This is a genomic window from Pseudomonas sp. LTGT-11-2Z, assembly GCF_003691445.1.
Taxonomy (GTDB): Bacteria; Pseudomonadota; Gammaproteobacteria; order Pseudomonadales; family Pseudomonadaceae; genus Aquipseudomonas; species Aquipseudomonas monteilii.
In genome coordinates, this window is sequence record NZ_CP033104.1 from 137,332 (window position 1) to 158,717 (window position 21,386).

At 60.4% G+C, this 21,386-nt stretch carries 19 protein-coding genes; 9 read left to right on the forward strand and 10 right to left on the reverse strand.

Features of this window, described 5'->3' with window-relative positions; all coding sequences use genetic code 11:
* A complete protein-coding gene (gene glmS / locus D8767_RS00680) occupies positions 1 to 1,836 on the forward strand; it encodes a glutamine--fructose-6-phosphate transaminase (isomerizing) (RefSeq protein ID WP_016712765.1) in 1,836 nt (611 codons plus the stop codon).
* A 54-nt stretch (positions 1,837 to 1,890) separates the two neighbouring features.
* Here the strand turns inward: glmS and lpdA are convergent, their stop codons facing one another.
* The gene (lpdA, locus tag D8767_RS00685; protein WP_016712764.1) at positions 1,891 to 3,291 is read right to left on the reverse strand and encodes a dihydrolipoyl dehydrogenase; all 1,401 of its coding nucleotides are present in this window, start codon (positions 3,289 to 3,291) and stop codon (positions 1,891 to 1,893) included.
* Positions 3,292 to 3,498: 207 nt separating this feature from the next.
* On the opposite strand from lpdA, the gene cfaB reads away from it, so the two are divergent.
* On the forward strand, positions 3,499 to 4,683 hold the full coding sequence (gene cfaB / locus D8767_RS00690) for a C17 cyclopropane fatty acid synthase CfaB (protein WP_016712763.1): 1,185 nt from the start codon (positions 3,499 to 3,501) through the stop codon (positions 4,681 to 4,683).
* 36 nt (positions 4,684 to 4,719) lie between these two features.
* On the opposite strand, the gene cls is transcribed toward cfaB, so the two are convergent.
* Positions 4,720 to 6,159: a cardiolipin synthase gene (gene cls / locus D8767_RS00695; RefSeq protein ID WP_016712762.1), complete on the reverse strand. Its 1,440-nt coding sequence runs from the start codon at positions 6,157 to 6,159 to the stop codon at positions 4,720 to 4,722.
* A 132-nt stretch (positions 6,160 to 6,291) separates the two neighbouring features.
* Between cls and D8767_RS00700 the strand changes: the two genes are divergently transcribed.
* Positions 6,292 to 6,819 (forward strand): DUF3617 domain-containing protein, encoded by a 528-nt coding sequence (locus D8767_RS00700; protein ID WP_016712761.1) that lies wholly within the window; start codon positions 6,292 to 6,294, stop codon positions 6,817 to 6,819.
* On the opposite strand, the gene folE2 is transcribed toward D8767_RS00700, so the two are convergent.
* Together folE2 and D8767_RS00710 are read right to left on the reverse strand one after the other, a co-directional pair.
* On the reverse strand, positions 6,803 to 7,708 hold the full coding sequence (gene folE2, locus D8767_RS00705) for a GTP cyclohydrolase FolE2 (protein WP_016712760.1): 906 nt from the start codon (positions 7,706 to 7,708) through the stop codon (positions 6,803 to 6,805). The genes D8767_RS00700 and folE2 overlap by 17 nt on opposite strands.
* Before the next feature lie 25 nt (positions 7,709 to 7,733).
* Positions 7,734 to 8,114, reverse strand: a complete 381-nt coding sequence (locus D8767_RS00710) for a hypothetical protein (RefSeq protein WP_016712759.1) — start codon at positions 8,112 to 8,114, stop codon at positions 7,734 to 7,736.
* Positions 8,115 to 8,228: 114 nt separating this feature from the next.
* On the opposite strand from D8767_RS00710, the gene zigA reads away from it, so the two are divergent.
* Genes zigA through D8767_RS00725 form a run of 3 tightly spaced genes read left to right on the forward strand, consistent with a single transcriptional unit; the run spans position 8,229 to position 11,072 of the window.
* The gene (gene zigA / locus D8767_RS00715; RefSeq protein ID WP_016712758.1) at positions 8,229 to 9,437 is read left to right on the forward strand and encodes a zinc metallochaperone GTPase ZigA; all 1,209 of its coding nucleotides are present in this window, start codon (positions 8,229 to 8,231) and stop codon (positions 9,435 to 9,437) included.
* Positions 9,434 to 10,060: a DUF1826 domain-containing protein gene (locus D8767_RS00720; RefSeq protein ID WP_016712757.1), complete on the forward strand. Its 627-nt coding sequence runs from the start codon at positions 9,434 to 9,436 to the stop codon at positions 10,058 to 10,060. The genes zigA and D8767_RS00720 overlap by 4 nt, the downstream gene beginning before the upstream one ends.
* A gap of 40 nt (positions 10,061 to 10,100) precedes the next feature.
* Positions 10,101 to 11,072, forward strand: a complete 972-nt coding sequence (locus D8767_RS00725; protein WP_063977231.1) for a GTP-binding protein — start codon at positions 10,101 to 10,103, stop codon at positions 11,070 to 11,072.
* Here D8767_RS00725 and D8767_RS00730 read toward each other — a convergent pair whose 3' ends face one another.
* A complete protein-coding gene (locus D8767_RS00730) occupies positions 11,073 to 11,465 on the reverse strand; it encodes a DUF3301 domain-containing protein (protein ID WP_016712755.1) in 393 nt (130 codons plus the stop codon). It lies immediately after the preceding gene.
* Between the two features lie 120 nt (positions 11,466 to 11,585).
* Between D8767_RS00730 and pdxY the strand changes: the two genes are divergently transcribed.
* The gene (gene pdxY, locus D8767_RS00735; protein WP_016712754.1) at positions 11,586 to 12,458 is read left to right on the forward strand and encodes a pyridoxal kinase PdxY; all 873 of its coding nucleotides are present in this window, start codon (positions 11,586 to 11,588) and stop codon (positions 12,456 to 12,458) included.
* Here pdxY and D8767_RS00740 read toward each other — a convergent pair.
* The gene (locus D8767_RS00740; protein ID WP_016712753.1) at positions 12,455 to 12,940 is read right to left on the reverse strand and encodes an acyl-CoA thioesterase; all 486 of its coding nucleotides are present in this window, start codon (positions 12,938 to 12,940) and stop codon (positions 12,455 to 12,457) included. The genes pdxY and D8767_RS00740 overlap by 4 nt on opposite strands.
* Before the next feature lie 342 nt (positions 12,941 to 13,282).
* On the opposite strand from D8767_RS00740, the gene D8767_RS00745 reads away from it, so the two are divergent.
* A complete protein-coding gene (locus tag D8767_RS00745; protein ID WP_016712752.1) occupies positions 13,283 to 15,043 on the forward strand; it encodes a cation:proton antiporter in 1,761 nt (586 codons plus the stop codon).
* Between the two features lie 155 nt (positions 15,044 to 15,198).
* On the opposite strand, the gene D8767_RS00750 is transcribed toward D8767_RS00745, so the two are convergent.
* The 4 genes from D8767_RS00750 to zwf all read right to left on the reverse strand — a co-directional run bounded on the left by D8767_RS00750 (position 15,199) and on the right by zwf (position 20,415).
* Complete coding sequence (locus D8767_RS00750; protein ID WP_016712751.1) at positions 15,199 to 15,606, reverse strand: SMI1/KNR4 family protein; 408 nt, start codon at positions 15,604 to 15,606, stop codon at positions 15,199 to 15,201.
* 115 nt (positions 15,607 to 15,721) lie between these two features.
* Entirely contained in the window at positions 15,722 to 16,579 is an 858-nt protein-coding gene (locus tag D8767_RS00755; RefSeq protein WP_016712750.1) for a Tim44 domain-containing protein, read from the reverse strand.
* A gap of 110 nt (positions 16,580 to 16,689) precedes the next feature.
* The gene (gene uvrD / locus D8767_RS00760; RefSeq protein WP_016712749.1) at positions 16,690 to 18,876 is read right to left on the reverse strand and encodes a DNA helicase II; all 2,187 of its coding nucleotides are present in this window, start codon (positions 18,874 to 18,876) and stop codon (positions 16,690 to 16,692) included.
* Between the two features lie 96 nt (positions 18,877 to 18,972).
* Positions 18,973 to 20,415 (reverse strand): glucose-6-phosphate dehydrogenase, encoded by a 1,443-nt coding sequence (gene zwf, locus D8767_RS00765; RefSeq protein WP_016712748.1) that lies wholly within the window; start codon positions 20,413 to 20,415, stop codon positions 18,973 to 18,975.
* 103 nt (positions 20,416 to 20,518) lie between these two features.
* On the opposite strand from zwf, the gene hexR reads away from it, so the two are divergent.
* Positions 20,519 to 21,385 carry a transcriptional regulator HexR gene (gene hexR, locus D8767_RS00770; protein WP_003253273.1) on the forward strand — a complete coding sequence of 289 codons (867 nt, stop codon included), beginning with the start codon at positions 20,519 to 20,521 and terminating at the stop codon, positions 21,383 to 21,385.
* The last annotated feature ends 1 nt before the right edge of the window (position 21,386 follow it).

The window sequence follows — 21,386 nt, forward strand, 5'->3', positions numbered from 1 at the left end:
ATGTGTGGAATCGTTGGTGCCATCGCCGAGCGCAATATCACAGCCATCCTGATCGAAGGCCTCAAGCGTCTGGAGTACCGCGGGTACGACAGCGCAGGCCTGGCTGTTCTTACCCAAGGCGGTGAATTGCAGCGCCGTCGCCGTATCGGCAAGGTCAGTGAGCTGCAAGCCGCTGTAGCGGCTGACCCACTGGCTGGCCAGCTGGGTATCGCCCATACCCGTTGGGCTACCCACGGTGCGCCGACCGAAGGCAACGCCCACCCGCACTTCTCGGGCAATGAAGTGGCGGTGGTGCACAACGGTATCATCGAGAACCACGAAGAGCTGCGTGAAGAGCTGAAAGGCCTGGGCTACACCTTCACCTCGCAGACCGACACCGAAGTGATCGTCCACCTTATCCACAACACCCTGAAGAGCACTCCAGACCTGGCCGATGCGCTGAAAGCCGCCGTCAAGCGCCTGCATGGCGCTTATGGCCTGGCACTGGTCAGCGCCAAGCAACCCGACCGACTGGTAGCTGCACGCAGCGGCAGCCCTCTGGTCATTGGCCTGGGCCTTGGCGAAAACTTCCTGGCGTCCGACCAGTTGGCCCTGCGCCAGGTCACTGACCGCTTCATGTACCTGGAAGAAGGCGACATCGCTGAAATTCGCCGTGATCAGGTCACCATCTGGGACGAGAACGGCCACAAGGTCCAGCGCGAAACCGTGCAGTACCATGAAGGTGCCGAGGCTGCTGACAAGGGCAACTATCGCCACTTCATGCTCAAGGAAATCCACGAGCAGCCAAGCGTCGTTCAGCGCACCCTGGAAGGCCGCCTGGGCAAGGACAACGTGATGGTCCAGGCCTTCGGCCCGAAGGCTGCCGAACTGTTCGCCAAGGTGCGCAATGTGCAGATCGTTGCCTGCGGCACCAGCTACCACGCAGGCATGGTCGCCCGTTACTGGCTGGAAAGCCTGGCCGGCATCCCGTGCCAGGTGGAAGTGGCCAGCGAGTTCCGTTACCGCAAGGTGGTGGTGCAACCGGATACCCTGTTCGTTTCGATCTCGCAGTCCGGCGAAACCGCCGATACCCTGGCCGCGCTGCGCAACGCCAAGGAGCTGGGCTTCCTCGGCAGCCTGGCGATCTGCAACGTGGGCATCAGCTCGCTGGTACGCGAGTCGGACCTGACCCTGTTGACCTTGGCTGGCCCGGAAATCGGTGTGGCCTCGACCAAAGCCTTCACCACCCAGCTGGTGTCGCTGATGTTGCTGACCTTGGCCCTGGGCCAGGTGCGCGGTACCCTGGAAGCCGGTGTCGAAGCCGAACTGGTTGAAGAACTGCGTCGCCTGCCGACCCGCCTGGGCGAAGCACTGGCGATGGACGCCACTGTCGAGAAGATCGCCGAGCTGTTCGCCGATAAACACCACACCCTGTTCCTTGGCCGTGGTGCGCAATACCCGGTGGCGATGGAAGGTGCACTCAAGCTCAAGGAAATCTCGTACATCCACGCTGAAGCCTACCCGGCAGGCGAGCTGAAGCACGGCCCGCTGGCGCTGGTGGACAACGACATGCCGGTGGTTACCGTTGCGCCGAACAACGAGCTGCTGGAGAAGTTGAAGTCCAACCTGCAGGAAGTGCGTGCCCGTGGTGGCGAGCTGGTCGTGTTCGCCGACGAGCAGGCTGGCATGACCAATGGGGAAGGCACCCATGTGATCAAGGTGCCGCACATTGCCGATGCCTTGGCGCCAATCCTGTACACCATTCCGCTGCAGCTGCTGTCTTACTATGTCGCCGTACTCAAGGGTACCGACGTTGACCAGCCGCGTAACCTGGCCAAGTCGGTTACGGTTGAGTAAGTAGCGGACAGTCGCTGTTCAAGAGCCCTCCACACGGAGGGCTTTTTGTTCCTGTCAGATCTGCATTGCCATACCGTCCACATTCATCGCCGCCTGGCGCAATGCCTCGGAGCGGGTCGGGTGCGGGTGGCAGGTGAGGGCGATATCTTCCGCCGAGGCCGAGAACTCCATGGCCACGCAGAATTCGCCGATCATTTCGCTGACACTTGGGCCTACCAGGTGCACACCCAGCACCTCATCGGTTTCGGCATCGGCGATAACCTTGGCGAAGCCTTCGGTTTCGTGGTTGATCTTGGCGCGGCTGTTGGCGGTGAAGGGGAACTTGCCGACCTTGTAGGCACGGCCTTCAGCCTTGAGCTGCTCTTCGGTCTTGCCCACGGTGGCCAGCTCCGGGCGGGTGTAGATCACGCCCGGGATGAGGTTGTAGTTGACCTCGTGTGGCTTGCCGGCGATGCGCTCGATACAGGCCACCGCTTCGTCTTCGGCTTTATGTGCCAGCATCGGGCCGGAGGTGACGTCGCCAATCACCCAGACACCCGGCACGGATGTGCGGTGGTGTTCGTTGGCGAGCATGCCGCGCTTGTCGGTTTCCAGGCCTACGCTTTCCAGGTTCAGCCCTTTGGTATAAGGGCGGCGGCCGATAGCCACCAGCACATAGTCGGCCTGCAGTGATTCTGCCGTGCCACCGGCGGCAGGTTCCAGCACCAGGCTCACGCCGTCGGCACTGGCGGTGGCCTGGGTCACTTTGCTACCCAATTTGAACACCATGCCTTGCTTGGCCAGTGCCTTTTGCAGGGTCTTGGCGGTTTCCGTGTCGGTGCCCGGGCAAATACGGTCGAGGTATTCGATGACCGTGACCTGGCTTCCCAGGCGGCGCCAGACCGAACCCAGCTCAAGGCCGATCACACCGGCACCGATGACGACCAGGTGCTTCGGCACTTGCGGCAGCGACAGCGCACCGGTCGAGTCGATGATGCGCTGGTTGTCGATGGTCACGCCCGGCAGCGGGGTGGGTTCGGAGCCGGTGGCAATGACAATGTCCTTGGCCTGCAGCGCAGTTTCGCTGCCGTCTTCGGCCTTGACCACAACCTTGCCAACGCCATCCAGGCGGCCCCAGCCCTTGATCCAGTCCACTTTGTTTTTGCGGAACAGATACTCAATGCCTTTGGTCAGCCCGGTTACGCTCTCGTCCTTCTGTTTCATCATCTGGGCGAGGTTGAGGGTGGGTTTTACTTCGATACCCAGGTGGGCGAACTCGTCGCCACTGGCAGCCTCGTACAGTTCGGAAGCGTGCAGCAACGCCTTGGACGGCATGCAGCCCACGTTCAGGCAGGTGCCGCCCAAGGTCGAGCGGCCTTCCACACAGGCAACGGTCAGGCCCAGCTGGCCGGCGCGGATGGCGGCGTTGTAGCCACCAGGGCCACCGCCGATGATCACCACGTCATAGGATTTCATGGGTTCAACTCCAGGATGAAGAAGCGCGAGAGGGGCATAAGGTTAAGCTGAGATGTTAGAATTGTATACAATCCTCTATGTGGATAAGATCAGTTGGTTCTAGACCATGGTCTCGTATAGGGGAAACCTTCCACGAATGAACTACTCTGAACCGGCGACGTTCGAAATATCAGGCGTCGTGGCCATATACGGACAGGAGGGTCGTTCATGCTTGCTCAACTTCCACCGGCACTGCAGAGTTTGCATCTGCCGCTGCGGCTGAAACTGTGGGACGGAAACCAGTTCGATCTGGGGCCGAGCCCGCAGGTCACGATCCTGGTCAAGGAGCCTCAGCTTATTGGCCAGTTGACCCACCCAAGCATGGAACAGCTGGGCACAGCATTCGTTGAAGGCAAGCTGGAACTGGAAGGCGATATCGGTGAAGCCATTCGTGTGTGCGATGAGCTGAGCGAAGCGCTGTTCACGGACGAAGATGAACAGCGGCCGGAACGCCGGTCTCATGACAAGCGCACTGACGCCGAAGCCATCTCTTACCACTATGACGTATCCAACGCCTTCTACCAGTTGTGGCTGGATCAGGATATGGCCTATTCCTGTGCCTACTTCCGTGAACCGGACAACACGCTCGACCAGGCGCAGCAGGATAAATTCGATCACCTGTGCCGCAAGCTGCGGCTGAATGCTGGTGACTACCTGCTAGACGTTGGGTGTGGTTGGGGTGGGCTTGCGCGTTTTGCAGCACGCGAATATGACGCCAAGGTGTTCGGTATTACCCTGAGCAAGGAGCAGCTCAAGCTCGGCCGGCAGCGTGTCAAAGCCGAGGGCTTGGCCGACAAAGTGGAGCTGCAGATTCTCGATTATCGCGATTTGCCCCAAGATGGTCGCTTCGACAAAGTGGTCAGCGTGGGCATGTTCGAGCATGTCGGGCATGCCAACCTGGCGCTGTATTGCCAGAAACTGTTCGGTGCTGTCAGGGAAGGCGGGCTGGTGATGAACCACGGTATCACCGCCAAACACGTCGATGGCCGTCCGGTAGGGCGGGGTGCAGGTGAGTTCATCGACCGTTATGTATTCCCCCACGGTGAGCTCCCTCATTTGTCGATGATTAGCGCCAGTATCTGTGAAGCGGGGCTGGAGGTGGTAGACGTGGAAAGCCTGCGTCTGCACTACGCCAAGACCTTGCACCACTGGAGCGAAAACCTGGAGAACCAGTTGCACAAAGCCGCGGCGCTGGTGCCAGAAAAAACCCTGCGTATCTGGCGCCTCTACCTTGCAGGCTGTGCCTATGCGTTTGAGAAAGGCTGGATCAACCTGCACCAGATTTTGGCAGTGAAGCCTTATGCGGATGGCCACCACGATTTGCCATGGACGCGTGAGGACATGTATCGCTGAACCCCATTGCCGCCTCTGCAAGGGAGGCGGCCTTTCTCACAGAATGGGTGAAATCAGCCGCGCAATCCGCATCCCCAATTGCTGTAGCCGATGTGTATCGCTGCTGTCCTCCGCAGTAATCTCCCGCGCCTGTTCAAAGTCATTGATCAGCATGTGTTCAACCTGGTCGGCGAAGTTGCGGTCGACCGTTAGCAGGGTGATCTCGAAGTTCAGCCGGAACGAACGGTTGTCCAGGTTGGCACTGCCGATTGCGCTTACCTCATCATCTACCAGCACCACCTTCTGATGCAGGAAGCCCGGCTGGTAGCGGAACATGCGCACACCCGCGCGCACGGCTTCGAAGGCGAACAGGCTGGAGGCGGCATAGACGATGCGGTGGTCTGGCCGTGACGGGATCAGTACCCGTACATCGACACCCCGTAGTACCGCCAGGCGCAGTGCAGCAAAGACCGCTTCGTCCGGGATGAAGTAAGGGCTGGTGATCCATACCCGCCGGGTAGCGGAATGGATCGCCTCGAGGAAGAACAACGAGCAGGTTTCCTGCGGGTCGGCGGGGCCGCTGGCCAACGCCTGGCACAGCACGCCGTTATCCGGGTAGGCATCCGGCAGGATCAGCGGCGGTAGCTGGCGCGTGGCCCAATACCAATCCTCGGCGAACGACTCCTGCAGGCAGGCCAGCACCGGCCCGCTGATCTGCACATGGGTGTCGCGCCAGGGCGACAGCTGAGGATGCTCTCCGAGGTATTCGTCCCCCACGTTGTGGCCGCCGATAAAACCGAGCAGACCATCCACCACCACAATCTTGCGATGGTTACGGAAGTTCACCTGGAAGCGGTTGAACCAGCCGCGGCGGGTGGCGAAGGCATGGATCTGCACTCCACCGTCGCGCAGTTGCTGGCTGTAGCTGGCCGGCAAGGCATGGCTGCCGACGCGGTCATACAGTACGAACACCTGCACCCCCTCGGCAGCTTTGCGCAACAGCAATTGCTGCAGTGCCTTGCCGAGGGTGTCGTCATGAATGATGAAGAACTGCACCAACACCACATCGCGTGCCTTTTCGATAGCAGCGAAGATGGCATCGAATGTGGCTTTGCCATTGACCAGTAGCTTCACCTGGTTGTTCGCAAGGCAAGGCATACGCCCCAGCTTGGGCATGGCGCGCAAGGCTGCGTAGCTTTCCGACTCGCGGGCGGTGAGGGCTTCTTCCACCCAAGGCCGCCAGTTGAGGTTGGCCATGGCCACGTGCATTTCCTGGTTGGCCTGGCGCCGGGCCTTGATGTAGGCATAGAACGAGCGGGCGCCGAAGATCAGGTAGGGGATCAAGGTGAGGTAAGGGATGAAGAACAGGGGCATGGCCCAGGCAATTGCGCCTTGAGCGGTGCGTACAGTGAACAGTGCGTGGAGCGCGGCGACGATACCCAACAGGTGGATAAGGCCGAGTAGGTAACCAAAAAAGTAGGGGCTGTGGTAATCCATATGCATCCTGCTTGCCGAGTACACTTGGGGTAACAGAACACGTTCCCGGCCCCCCTTGCAACCCGCAGGTGGATTTGGCGTCTAAGGCTCAGCCCGGCCCGCTTGGCCGGCTTTTCTCAGGAGCGTTCGTCCATGAAGATTCGTCTGCCACTGTTGGCGTTGGCCCTAGGTATGAGCAGCCCGCTGGTGCATGCACAGATGCTGCAGCCCGGTTTGTGGGAGCTGACCACCAGCAACATGCAGGTCGATGGCAAGCCGTTACCTGACATGGCGTTCATGCTCGGCCAGCTGAAAAACCTGCCGCCCGAGCAGCGTGCCATGATGGAAGGGGTGCTGGCCAAACAGGGGGTGACCGTTGGAGGAAATGGCGTGCGTTCGTGCCTGACGCCAGAGCAGGTGGCAACCAATGACATCCCGCTGCAAGACCCGAAATCCGGCTGCACTCAGAAGATCACCGACCGAACCGGTAATGTGTGGAAGTTCCAGTTCAGCTGCCCGAAGGCTCAGGGCAGTGGCCAGGCTACTTTCCTCAGTGATCGTGAATTCACCACCCAGGTCAGTGGTACGTTCAACGCTTCAGGGGTGCAGCAGCAAGGCAGCATGAACACCCGTGCGGTGTGGTTAGGCAATGACTGCGGCGCGGTTAAACCGCGCAGCTGATATTCCATTGCCACTGGCTGGTGGCAACCGCGTCGTGGGCATGCAGGCTTTCTGCATGTTCCACACGCAGCTTGAAAGCGGTACTCCATTCAACTTGCCGTAGTGCCTTGTGCAGGCGTCGGGCGGCATCCTCACAGAACATCAAGTTTTGCCCGTTGGCCAAGGCGAAGGCTTGTTCATCTGCGCGCTTCACTGCTGTCTGCACCGCTGTACCCAAGCTCGACTCTATACGATCGATCAGTTCGGTAATTGGCAGCACCTGCTGACTGCTGTGCAGGCGCACCTGAATCTGAGCATTGCTTCGCTGGCTATGAGGTGTAGCCACAACTCCTTCGGCACTGCCAAGCCATTGCAGAACGGCAGATTTATCAACCTGCTGCTCGCTGAAGCTCGCCTGAAACTGTTGTTGAATCAGCTGCCTTGCAAGTGCTGCCGAGCAAGGGCAGGTCGAGGAGTAAGGCACGGAAACCGATAGTTCCACGTGGAACATTTCATTTTCGATTCGCGCATCGACGGTTACGGCATAGCTTTTCCAGCCTGCCAAGGGGCTGACCAACGCAGGTCTTTTCAGCAGATGCTCGAAGCTGATTCGCAAGTAGGCAGCGGAAGACAGGCCGTCATGGCTGGACAGAAAATCTGCCAGGAGCTGCCTCATTGCCAGCGGTGTGAGTGGCTGGTGTTCCAAGGACTCCAGTGCAAGGTAAAGCCGCGACATATGGATGCCGCGTGAACTGCCATCCACCAGGCTTACCCCTGCATCGACTTTGGCAGCTGCGGTACGCCCTTCGAATTGCACAGGCAGGGCAATTCCGCACATGCCAACCCAGCTCAACGGCAAGGTGTACTTCTGGGTTTGTGCGGCGATATCGGGGAGCTTGAGCTGGGTCATTTGGCTTTCCAGATAAAAAGAGGCATCAACGGCAACCGCCAATCAAGCTGCAATGCAGGTTGAAGCGCTGCCCGCTGGAGCTGGATACGCGGTTCAAAGTGGTCCAGCCAACACGGCGGCTGTAGCCCACCCAGGCCTCACCATCGCTGGCCAGGCCGGTGAAAAAGGTCAACGTGCCGTAGCGGCTGTTGGTTTGTGCCCATAGTCGCCGGGTGGCGTGGTCGTAGCCGCGCAGGTAGAACGTACTGCCGTCGGTGCGCACGCTGTAGTAACTACCTTTGCTGTCCTGGCAGGCGAGCAGTGTGGCGCTTCGCGTACAAAGCGCCAGCGTACTGGCGTGTGGCATGGCCAACAGCACGTTGGGCACAGCGAGCAGCAGCAACGCCATGGCGCGTGGCAGATACATGTTTTATCCCCGGTAAGCACTCGTCCGTCGAGAACGGCTTGGCGAAATTGTATTGTTACTTTATAACATTGTGCAATGCATCGTTTCGAATGCGCCCGCCTGAAGAGGTTCGCCATGCCCAATCGTCTCCCCGTCACCGTGCTGTCCGGCTTTCTTGGCGCCGGCAAGAGCACTTTGCTCAACCATGTATTGCGTAACCGCGAGAACCTGCGGGTCGCGGTTATCGTCAACGACATGAGTGAAATCAACATTGATGCCAGCGAGGTGCAGCGCAATGTGAGCCTCAACCGCGCTGAGGAGAAACTGGTCGAAATGAGCAACGGCTGCATCTGCTGCACATTGCGTGAAGACTTGCTTGAGGAGGTGGCGCGGCTGGCCGAAGAAGGGCGTTTCGATTATTTGCTGATCGAGTCTACTGGCATCTCGGAGCCACTGCCGGTGGCAGAGACATTCACCTTCCGTGACGAACAGGGCCGTAGCCTGTCCGATATGGCGCGCCTGGACACCATGGTTACGGTGGTCGATGGCTTGAACTTCTTGCGCGATTACCAGGCAGCAGACAGCCTGGCCAGCCGTGGCGAAACGTTGGGTGAAGAAGACGAGCGGTCGATCAGTGACCTGCTGATCGAACAGGTCGAGTTCGCCGATGTGCTGTTGCTGAGCAAGATCGACTTGATCAGCCAGCATGAGCGTGAAGAACTCATCGCCATCTTGCGCAGCCTCAATGCACGGGCGCAGATCGTGCCCATGGTCATGGGTCAGGTACCGCTGGCGCGTATCCTCGACACTGGCCTGTTCGACTTTGACCAGGCAGCCCAAGCGCCGGGCTGGCTGCAGGAGCTGCGTGGTGAGCATGTGCCGGAAACCGAAGAGTATGGAATCGCGGCCATGACCTGGCAGGCCCGACGTCCGCTTCATCCACAGCGCTTTTTCGACTTTATCCACACGCAATGGAGCAATGGGCGGCTTTTGCGTTCCAAAGGTTTTTTCTGGCTGGCCAGCAAGTACCAGGAAGCCGGTAGCTGGTCGCAGGCGGGCGGAATGATGCGCCACGGCCTGGCTGGTCGCTGGTGGCGTTTCGTGCCTCGCGAGCAATGGCCGCAGGATGTGGATAACACTGGCGCGATCTTGAAACACTGGACGGCTGAGACCGGTGATTGCCGCCAAGAGTTGGTGTTCATCGGGCAGAACATCGACTTCGAAAAATTAACCACAGCCCTTGATGCCTGCCTGTTGACGGACCAGGAAATGGATTTGGGCCACATGGGCTGGTTGCGTTTGCCCGACCCGTTCGGCCCATGGCACGAAGAGGTGGCAGCATGAACTTGGCACACCGGCCTGTGGATATCTTTCAGGTGTTCGGCGAAACCCCGCAAGTGCTGACTGAAGTACTGCAGGATGGTGTGAACCTGGCCGTTTGGCGCCGACGGTTGCCGGCGCAGCTGGAAGACTTTGCGCACCTGTTGATAAGTCTTGGTCAGCCCTTGGCTGATCAACGGGTAATCGATGTGGATGAGCAGCAAACACCGGTATTGCCCCATCTGATGCGTGAAGCGGCAGATTTACACGGCTATGAGGCGTTCGTTGCTGATGTGACCTGGCTGGTGGCGGCTTACACCTGCCTGGTTGGCGCTCGACGGGTTGGCTTGCGTCTGCGGGTACTGGCTGGCCCCATGTGCCCGCGTTTCCATGTGGATAACGTTCCGTTGCGGTTACTCACCACTTACGTAGGCCCAGGCAGCGAGTGGTTGCGAGAGCAGGAAAGCCCGCGTGGGGAGTTACACACAGCTCAAGTTCCTGTGGATAACATTCAGCATCTGCACGCTGGCGAAGTGGCCATACTTAAAGGGGAGAAGTGGCAAGGTAACGAAGGCGCAGGGCTGGTGCATCGTTCGCCTTCGGGCCAGCAGGGGCGTCTGTTGCTCAGCCTTGACTGGCTTGCCTGACAGCGCATAGTGAGGCATCGCCACCGCTTGAAGCCATGCCATGCTGCAGAACATACCCACCCACGTGATAGCCGGCCCGCTGGGGGCCGGCAAAACCACCCTAATCCGTCATCTGCTGGCTCAGCGCCCACCCCATGAGCGTTGGGCTGTATTAATCAATGAGTTTGGCCTGGTAGGGCTGGATGCCGCCTTGCTCAGCCGTGACGAAGATGGCATTGCCATCGGGGAAGTCGCTGGCGGCTGCCTGTGCTGTGTCAATGGCATGCCGTTCCAGGTGGGCTTGGGTCGGTTACTGCGCAAATCCCGGCCTGATCGGCTGTTTATCGAACCTTCCGGGCTGGGTCACCCATTGCAGTTGCTTGCTCAGCTGCAACAGGCTCCTTGGGCCGGAGTGCTGACAATCAAGCCCTTCCTGATGGTGGTGGATGCGCAGTCCATGGCGCGTGACGAGCCGCTTCCAGAGGCTCAACAGCAGGCTTTCGATGTGTCTGGAAGCGTGGTTTTCAACAAATCAGAAGCTGTGGATGAAGTATGTAAGCTGTTGATAACTAATAAGTTTAAAGACAAGAAAATCATCTGGGCCGTGCAGGGGCAGGTGCCATTCTCAAGCCTTCCCGGCAGCCCTGAGCAGATTGTCGACAGCCCATTTGAGGAAGACCGGATTGTCGACAATCTTGAGAGTAGCCCAGGAATATTGTGGACAGACCCAGGTCAGCCTATCTGTCTTGCCCAGCAGGGGGAGGGAGGTTGGAGTATTGGCTGGCGCTGGCACCCGGGCCAACAGTTTTATCCACAGCGGGTGCAGGCGTTCTTGCGCGCATGGCCCTGGCGTCGCGCCAAGGGTGTTATCCACAGCGTGGATGGCTGGCAATCATTCAATGGGCTGAGGGGAGACATGCCCGCCTGGCAGCCTAGCGACTGGCGCAGGGACTCCCGTATCGAGCTGATTTTCGACCAGCCGCAATCGCAACCCGCACTGCAAGCCGGGTTGAGCGAGTGCCGCGTCAGTTGATCAATTGCGCCAGCGGTTGTGCTCCTGGCGCCACTGCTGCATTTCGATGACGTTGTCGGTGCGCGGTGGTGTCTTGATTTCGAACGGATAGGGTGCGAGTTCGATCTGCACACTGTGGGCGCCGAACTGGGTCACCGTGCCGGGATGGCGCTGCTCGCCGGTAACGGTGAACTCGAAGGCGTAGATGCGCGCCAGGCGCTTGCGGCCGTTGGCATCGCGCACAAAGGCGATACGCTTGAGCGCGACGGCGTCGTCGAGCAATTCGAGGTCAAGCTTGGCGCAATGCTGTTTCACCCGTTCCAGGGCTTTTTCGCGCAACCCATGGTTGTGCCACAACCAGGCGCCTGCCGTGGCTACCAGCATCAGGACGAAGAGGTTCTCCAGGGTCAACATTTGCATATGCTCCAAACAGGTAGATCCAGCTTAACTGCGTCCCTGGCCTGTCGTACAGGTGGCAATCGAGTTCATACTGCGCTGCGCACAATCCTTGAAACAGCTTTGGAAACCTCCCGCATGAAACGTACCCCGCACCTGCTCGCCATTCAGTCCCATGTGGTGTTCGGCCACGCCGGCAACAGTGCCGCGGTATTTCCCATGCAGCGTATCGGGGTCAATGTCTGGCCGCTCAATACCGTGCAGTTCTCCAATCACACTCAGTATGGCCAGTGGGCCGGCGAAGTGCTTGCTCCGGCGCAAATTCCTGCGCTGGTGGAAGGCATTTCCAACATCGGCGAACTGGGTCACTGCGATGCGGTGCTTTCCGGCTACTTGGGCAGTGCCGAACAAGGGCGAGCGATACTGGCCGGCGTCGAGCGGATCAAGGCAGTAAATCCGAAAGCGTTGTACGTGTGCGACCCGGTCATGGGGCACCCGGAGAAGGGCTGCATCGTGCCGCCGGAAGTCAGCGAGTTCCTGCTTGAGGAGGCGGCCGCCCGCGCGGATATCCTGTGCCCGAACCAGCTGGAGCTGGACAGCTTCTGTGGGCGCCGTGCGCAGTCGCTGGAAGACTGCGTGAATATGGCGCGCAGCCTGCTGCAGCGGGGGCCGCAGGTGGTGGTGGTCAAGCACTTGGCTTATCCCGGGCGTGCCGAGGACCAGTTCGAGATGCTGCTGGTGACTGCCGAGCACAGCTGGCTCCTGCGCCGCCCGCTGCTGGCGTTTCCACGTCAGCCGGTGGGGGTGGGCGACCTGACCTCGGGCTTGTTCCTGGCCCGCGTGCTGCTCGGCGACAGCTGGGTACAGGCATTCGAGTTCACCGCGGCGGCGGTGCATGAAGTGCTGCTGGAAACCCAGGCCTGCGCCAGCTACGAACTGCAGCTGGTGCGGGCCCAGGACCGCATTGCCCACCCGCGTGTGCGCTTCGAGGCGCAATTGCTGGCGCTTTAAATGGCGTCGGTCTTCAGGTCCTGGTAGCGCTTTTCCAGCTCCTGGCGGATCTGCCGGCGCTGCTGGCCCTGCAGGAAGCGGCGCTTTTCTTCACTGCTTTGCGGCTGGCGCGGCGGCACCGCCACCGGGCGACGGTTGTCGTCGACCGCGACCATGGTGAAGAAGCAACTGTTGGAATGGCGTACCGAGCGCTCACGGATGTTCTCGGTCACCACTTTGATGCCAACTTCCATCGACGTGTTACCGGTGTAGTTGACCGATGCCAGGAAGGTCACCAGTTCACCCACGTGTACGGGTTCACGGAAGATTACCTGGTCGACCGACAGCGTCACCACATAGCTGCCGGCATAGCGGCTGGCGCACGCATAGGCCACTTCGTCGAGGTACTTGAGCAGGGTGCCGCCATGTACGTTGCCAGAAAAGTTGGCCATGTCCGGGGTCATCAGGACGGTCATGCTCAGCTGGGCGTTTCCAGGTTCCATAGTGTGCTCACGGTGAGGTTGCGCTGAATCGGGCGAATGCGGGGCGTTATCTGCTGACACTTCTGTTCCCCTCTTTTGAATTTGCCTTGCTGATACGGGACGTTGGCTGACGCCCCGCCGTCACGCTGATCATGCCATCAGCGGCGCTTTTCCAGCCGATCTGTTTCTGCATATTGCACCGGCTTTTTGCGGCGGGGTGCGATGTTAACCTGAGTACGCCCATGCAATATGGGCGTTCCTGCATTCAATACAGTATGTACTTGCTGCTCGCTCAGGTTTGCCTTGGCAGAGGAGCGGTCTGCCCAGGCATCCAGAAAACGACGAGAAAAGGAGTATCACGCCATGCATGCCATCAGCTTCATCCAGGACCTGGCAGTCATCATGCTGGTCGCTGGCGTGGTCACCATTCTTTTTCATCGTCTCAAGCAGCCGGTGGTGCTGGGCTACATCGTCGCCGGCTTCATCATTGGCCCCCACACCCCGCCGTTCGGCCTGATCCATGATGAAGACACCATCAAGACCCTCGCCGAGCTGGGGGTGATCTTCCTGATGTTCTGCCTGGGCCTTGAGTTCAGCCTGCGCAAGCTGTTCAAGGTGGGCGCGACGGCGTTTATTGCGGCGTTTCTGGAAATCGTGCTGATGATCTGGATCGGCTTCGAAATCGGCCGCTGGTTCGGCTGGAGCACCATGGATTCGCTATTCCTTGGCGCTATCCTGGCCATTTCGTCGACCACCATCATCGTCAAGGCGCTCAACGACCTGAAGATGAAGAACGAGCGTTTCGCCCAGCTGATCTTCGGTGTGCTGATTGTGGAAGACATCCTCGGTATCGGCATCATCGCCCTGCTGTCGGGCATCGCTGTCAGTGGCACGGTCAGCTCCGGTGAAGTGTTCTCCACCGTCGGCAAGCTGTCGCTGTTCATGATCGTTGCCTTGGTCATCGGCATCCTGCTGGTGCCACGGCTGCTGGCCTATGTGGCCAAGTTCGAAAGCAACGAGATGTTGCTGATTACCGTGCTGGGCCTGTGCTTTGGCTTCTGCCTGCTGGTGGTAAAGCTGGAATACAGCATGGTGCTGGGTGCCTTCCTGATTGGCGCGATCATGGCTGAATCGCGCCAGTTGCTGAAGATCGAACGCTTGATCGAGCCGGTACGCGACCTGTTCAGCGCCATCTTCTTCGTAGCGATTGGCCTGATGATCGACCCGCAGGTGCTGATCGACTACGCCTGGCCGATCGTGGTCATTACCTTGGCGGTGGTATTGGGCAAGATGCTGTCCTGTGGCATGGGGGCGTTCATTGCCGGCAATGACGGGCGCACGTCATTGCGGGTGGGCATGGGGCTTTCGCAGATTGGCGAGTTCTCGTTCATCATCGCCGCGCTGGGCATGACCCTGCAGGTGACCAGCGATTTCCTGTACCCGGTAGCGGTTGCGGTATCGGCAATCACCACGCTGCTGACACCGTACCTGATTCGCGCGGCCGACCCCTTGTCGCAGAAGCTGGGCAATGTGGTGCCTGGCCGCCTGGCGCGGGTACTTTCCTTGTATGGCGAGTGGTTACGCAACATTCAGCCGCAGGGCGAGGGTGCCATGCTGGCGGCGATGATTCGGCGCATCCTGTTGCAGGTGGGGGTGAACCTGGCGCTGGTGATCGCCATTTTCTTCAGCGGTGGTTACTTTGCAGGGCGTATTGGCAACTGGCTCAGTGAGTGGGTCAGCGATGCCAGCCAACAGAAGGCGCTTATCTGGGGGGCGGCGTTGTTGCTGTCGCTGCCCTTCCTGATCGCGGCCTATCGCAAGCTCAAGGCACTGTCGATGCTGCTGGCAGAGATGGGCGTTAAGCCGGAAATGGCCGGGCGGCATACCCAGCGGGTGCGGCGAGTGATCGCCGAGGTGATCCCGCTATTGTCGCTGTTGGTGATTTTCCTGCTGCTGTCGGCGCTTTCGGCAAGCATTCTGCCAACCAGCGAGTTGCTGCTGGTGATTGCCGTGGTGGCTGCGGTGGTGGTGGCCTTGCTGTGGCGCTGGTTCATCCGCGTGCACACGCGCATGCAGATTGCCTTGCTGGAGACACTGGAGAACAGCCGCGAGAATTCACACTGAGGGGGCAATGCTCCCTGCGCAAGATTTCACCGTCGTCCGAGGGGATGGAGCGGTAGCGATGTCGCCAGGCGCAGAAAGCCTGGCGATTTTAGCTGCATTGATGGCGCTAGGCCATTATTTTTCCTGTGCAGGTGGTATTCAAGCAACGGCTGGAATCAGCTCTCCAGCCAGACATCCCGCGCCCAGTGCCACACCGATTCCCAGCTGTCTTCGCCGACGATTTCCTCATCGGCATCCCACAGCACCACGGTGCCGTCTTCTTCGACGCAGTAGTAGTTGTCACCGTCCTGGCACAGCGGAATCAGATCACGCGGCACGCCGGCGTCCCAGGCATTGGCGGCGACGTCGGGCAGGTAGGTATGAGACTGTGGGTCGGTTACGGTCACCGGCTCCAGTGAGCCATACACCACGTCACTGACGGTCAGCAGGAACTCTTTGAACACGAACGGAATGTTGATGAACAGCTGCTCTTCGATCTCTACCAGCTGGTCCTCGTCTGGAAGCTCCAAGGGCACCGGTACCGGCTCATTGGCTTCACGGAGTTGTTCGATCACTTCTTCCACGGTTCACTTCCTCTGACCTAGATGACAACGCTGCGCGTTATACCCTAGTAGGCCACTCTGGCAAAAGCAAAAACCCCAGGACAGCGCCTGGGGTTTTTTGTGCAGCATGCAGCGGTTAGCCGTTTTGACGGATACCGGCAACCAGCCAAGGCTGGTTTTCGCCCTGGGCGCGAACCATGTGCCAGCTTTCGCTGAACACTTCGCCCTGGTCGAAGCGCGAGTTCTTCGACACGCCACGGAAGGTCAGGGTGGCATCGGTGCGATCGCTGCGATCGTCTACACCGTCCAGCTGCACTTCGAGGTTATCGATGTAGGTGGACTGGAAGCCATCACCCAGTTCAGCGCGTTCACGCTTGAGGAACTCGAGCATTTGCGGGGTGACGAATTCGGCGATCTTGTCCATCTCGTTGGCATCCCAGTGCTGCTGCAGCGACTGGAAGTGGTTACGGGCAGCAGCCAGGAAGCTTTGTTCGTTGAACCAGGCCGGGGCATTGATCACCGGGGCGGCAGCGGCAGCAGGTGCGGCCGAACCACCGAAGATCGAAGGCTGGGCAGGCTGAGCGTGAGCCTCACGCTGCATTGGCGCATGGCCTGGCATGGCCATTTGCGGCTGCTGCTGGCGGCGGCGAGCGGCGATGAAACGGAACACCAGGAAGGCGATAAGCGCCACGATCAGGAAGTCCATGATCTGGAAGCCTTCGAAACCGTCACCCATGAACATGGATGCCAGCAGACCACCGGCGGCCAGGCCTGCCAGTGGGCCCAACCAGCGCGAAGCACCGCTGGCGGCCGGGGCCGCACGACCAGGTGCGGCGGCCGGCGCGGCGGCAGGCGTGGTTGGCGTAGCCTGACGGGTCTGGTGGATAGGCGCGGAGCCCGAGCTCTTGCCGCCGCCGAAACGCTTGGCGTTGGCGTCCAGGCTCAGCGTCAGGCCGACGCAGAGCGCCAGAGCGATGCTAAGAAAACGTTGCATAAGTGGGATATCCCCTGTTGTGGATTGCACGCGCGTCATGTTGCACAGGTTCCCGTGCACATGACCAGCGACAGAGTGTTTCGAGCTTTTGCCTGAATGTTACAAGGCTGCTACAGGGCTTCGAGCTTGGCATACCCCAGCATCAGCCACTTACTGCCTTCGGCAAAGTTCACCTGTACCCGCGCCTGCGCGCCGGATCCCTCGAAGTTGAGGATCACGCCTTCCCCGAAAACCGCATGTTGCACACGCTGGCCCAGGTTGAACGCGGTCTGCGGAATGCTGGCATTGGCGAACAAGTTGCTGTTGGTGGCCGTCTTGACCCCACCGAACGGCCGGCTGACGCTGTTGGACAGCCGCACCTCCTGGACCAGGCCCGCCGGAATTTCACGTACGAAACGCGACACCTTGTTGTAGGTCTCGCTGCCATACAGGCGACGTGTTTCAGCGTAGGTCATGACCAGCTGGCGCATGGCGCGGGTAATTCCCACATAGGCCAGGCGGCGTTCCTCTTCGAGACGGCCGGGTTCTTCCAGGCTCATCTTGTGCGGGAACAGGCCTTCTTCCATGCCCACCAGGAACACGTAGGGGAACTCCAGGCCCTTGGCGCTGTGCAGGGTCATCAGCTGGATGCTGTCTTCGTGCTCGTCAGCCTGGGCATCGCCGGCTTCGAGCGAGGCATGGCCGAGGAAGGCCGATAAGGGCGAAAGGTCGGCGTCTTCGTCGGTGGATTCGAAGTTGCGCGCCGCGCTGACCAGTTCCTCAAGGTTTTCTACCCGTGCCTGGCCCTTTTCACCTTTTTCTTCCTGGTGATAGATGATCAGCCCGGATTGCTCGATGGTGGTCTGGGTCATGGTATGCAGCGGCATGTCCACGACCTTGGCGGCCAACCCCTCGATTAGCTCGATGAAAGCCCCCAGCGCACTGGCGGCGCGGCCTTTGAGGGCCTTGGCGGCGAGCAGCTGGCACATGGCGTCCCACATCGATGCCTGGCTGTGGCGGGCATGCTCGCGGATGGCTTCGACGGTTTTTTCGCCAATGCCGCGTGGCGGTACGTTGATTACCCGCTCCAGGGCAGCATCGTTGCCGCGTCCTTCGATCAGCCGCAGGTAAGCCATGGCGTTCTTGATTTCAGCGCGTTCGAAGAAGCGCTGGCCGCCATAGATACGGTAGGGAATGCGCTCGCGCAGCAGGGCTTCTTCCAGCACGCGCGACTGGGCGTTGGAGCGGTACAGGATGGCGATTTCGTTGCGCGCATTGCCCTGTTTGACCAGGCTCTCGATGGTTTCCACCACGTAGCGCGCTTCGTCGTGCTCGTTGTAGGCCGCGTACAGGGTCAGCGGTTCGCCTTCGCCCATGTCGGTCCACAGCTCCTTACCCAGGCGCCCGCTGTTGTTGGCGATCAGGGCGTTGGCGGCCTTGAGGATGCCGCCGGTAGAGCGGTAGTTCTGCTCCAGGCGGATCATTTCGGCGTCGGGGAAGTCGGCGGTGTACTGGTGAATGTTTTCGATCTTGGCACCGCGCCAGCCGTAGATCGACTGGTCGTCATCACCCACCGCCATCAGGCTTGCACCCCCGCGCGCCAGCAGGCGCAGCCAGGCGTACTGCACGGCGTTGGTGTCCTGGAACTCGTCTACCAGCACATGCTGGAAGCGCCGCTGGTAGTGCTCAAGCAGGCCCGGGTGGTCGCGCCACAGGTCCAGAGCACGCAGTAACAGTTCGGAGAAATCGATGACCCCAGCACGCTCACACGCCTGCTCGTAGGCGGTATAGACGTCACGCATGGTCGCCAGGAACAGGTCGCCACCGGCCTGGATATGCTGCGGGCGCAGGCCTTCGTCCTTCTGCCCGTTGATGAACCACTGTGCCTGGCGTGCCGGCCATTTCTGTTCGTCCAGGCCCAGCTCGCGCATCACCCGCTTGATCAGGCGCTGCTGGTCGTCGCTGTCGAGAATCTGGAAGTTCTGCACCAGCCGCGCTTCCTGCCAGTGGGCCCGCAGCAAGCGATGGGCCAGGCCGTGGAAGGTGCCGACCCACATGCCTGCCGGGTTGATCCCCAGCAGTTGCTCGATCCGCTGGCGCATTTCGGCTGCAGCCTTGTTGGTGAACGTCACCGACAGGATCGAGTGCGGCGATGCCTGCTCCACCTGGATCAGCCAGGCGATGCGGTGCACCAGCACGCGGGTTTTACCGGAACCGGCGCCGGCAAGCACCAGTTGACGCCCAAGCGTGGCCGCTACGGCCTGGCGTTGGGCATCGTTGAGGGAATTCAGCAGGAGGGAGAGGTCGTCTGTGTGCATCGGGCCATTCTAGGGCGCGGCAGGAAATGGGGCAAACCTCCACTGTATAAATATTCACCTTGGCGCATGGCCGTTCCTCGACCCGATGACAGTGGGTCAGCCATGCCAGTGCCTGCCATGACGCGCCAGCAGGCTGTTGGCTTGCTCTGGCCCGCTACTACCCGCCGGGTAAGGGCGTGGCGCCTGAAAGTGCTCCTCGCAACCCTTGATGATCGGGTCGGTCCAGGCCCAGGCTGCTTCCACTTCATCGCGGCGCATGAACAGCGTCGAGTCGCCCTCCAGTACATCCAGCAGCAGGCGTTCGTAGGCTTCCCAGCGGCGGGTCTGGCTGAACACCTGGGCCAGGTTCAGGTCCAGGTCCACCGGTTCCAGGCGCATGCCCTTGCCCGGGCTTTTGGTCATCATGCGCAGGCTGATGCGTTCCTCCGGTTGCAGCTGGATCAGCAACTGATTGACCTGGCCGCCGTTGAATAGCTCGTGGGGTACCGGTTTGAACTGAATGACGATCTGCGACGAGCGCCGTGCCATGCGCTTGCCGGTGCGCAGATAGAATGGCACGCCCGCCCAGCGCCAATTGTCGATGTGCGCTTCGATGGCGATGAAGGTTTCGGTATCGCTGTCGTTGTCGACATCCTTTTCGAAGTAGTAGGCCGGCACTTCCTGGCCGCCAATGTGCCCGGCGCCATACTGGCCGCGCACGGTCTTGTCCTGCACATCCTGGCCGGTGATCGGCTTGAGGGCGCGCAGGATCTTCACTTTTTCGTCGCGTACCGCTTCGGCTTCGAACTGGGCGGGGGGCTCCATGGCCACCAGGCACAGCAGCTGCAGCAGGTGGTTCTGCAGCATGTCGCGGATTGCCCCGGCGCGGTCGTAGTAGGCGCCGCGGTTCTCTACACCCAGCGTCTCGCAAACACTGATCTGTACGTGGTCGACCTGATTGTTGCGCCACACCGGCTCCAGCAGGGCATTGGCGAAGCGCAGGGCCATCAGGTTCTGCACGGTTTCCTTGCCCAGGTAGTGGTCGATGCGGAATACCTGGTTTTCCTCCAGCACTGCGCCAATCGCTTCGTTGATGGCGGTAGCCGATTCCAGCGAATGGCCGATCGGCTTTTCCAGCACGATGCGCGCTTCGGCGTCGGCCAGGCCGGCGTTATGCAGGTGCTTGGCAATCGGTACGAACAGGTTGGGGGCGGTGGCCAGGTAGAAGATACGCGTCAAGCCGCCAGGTTCGCCCAGGTAGCGCGCCAGGCGGCCGAAGTCGGCGCTTTGCGAAGCATCCATGGCGAAATAGTCGATCCGCGCGGAAAACCGCTGCCAGACCTCTTCTTCGAAGTCGTTGCGGGCGATCTGTGCCCGGCAATGGCGTTCGGCGAGCTTGAGATAATCGTTGCGTGGCAAGTTGCGGCGCGCCAGCGCGATGATCCGTACGGCAGGGTCAAGACGGGCCTCGCGAAACAGGTGGTAGAGCGCCGGAAGCAACTTGTGCAGGGCCAGATCGCCGGTGCCGCCGAAGACCAGAATGTCGCAAGGAATAGTCAAACCGCCACTCTCCACGTTCGTTTAACTGGGCGGGTTGGCGTCCATGTAGTATAACTACAAGAAAGCTACAACCCGGCCAGCCGATCATAACCGAGTCCAGCCTGTGAATCTGTTGCAACATATCGCCCAATCGCGCCACCTGCTGCGCAAATCGGAACTCAAAGTGGCCGACCACGTGCTGCTCGACCCGGCTGCCGTCATGCACAGTTCCATGGCCGACCTGGCACACAGCGTGGGTATCAGCGAACCTACCATCGTGCGGTTCTGCCGGGCTATCGGTTGCTCGGGCTTTCAGGACCTCAAGCTGAAGCTGGCCCAGAGCCTGGCAGCGGGGGCCAGTTTCGGGCAGTTCGCCATTCATGAGGACGACTCGGTTGCCGACTACAGCCTGAAGATCTTCGACACCACCCTGCATACCCTGATGGAAGTGCGTGAGCACCTCGACCCGCAGGCGCTGCAGCAGGCGGTGAGTGCCATGGCCCAGGCGCAACGCGTGGAGTTCTATGGCTTTGGCGCGTCCGGTGCGGTGGCGGCCGATGCCCAGCACAAGTTCTTCCGCCTGTTGCTCAGCGCCGCCGCGTATTCCGACCCGCACATGCAGGCGATGTCGGCGGTTACCCTGAAGCCGGGTGATGTGGCGGTGTGCATTTCCCAGTCGGGCCGCTCCAAGGACTTGCTGATCACCGCCAACCTGGTGCGTGAGAGCGGTGCCAACCTGATTACCCTGTGCCCCAGCCAGACACCTCTTGCCGAGCTGTCGACGGTCAACCTGGCGATCGACGTGCATGAAGACACCGAAATCTACACGCCGCTGACCTCGCGTATCGCTCACCTGGTGGTGATCGACGTGTTGGCCATGGGGGTGGCGATGGCGCGTGGGCCGAGCCTGGTCAACCACCTGAAAAGCGTTAAACGCAGCTTGCGCAGCCTGCGTTTGTCGCCCAAGTCGATCAAGGCTACAGACGACTGAT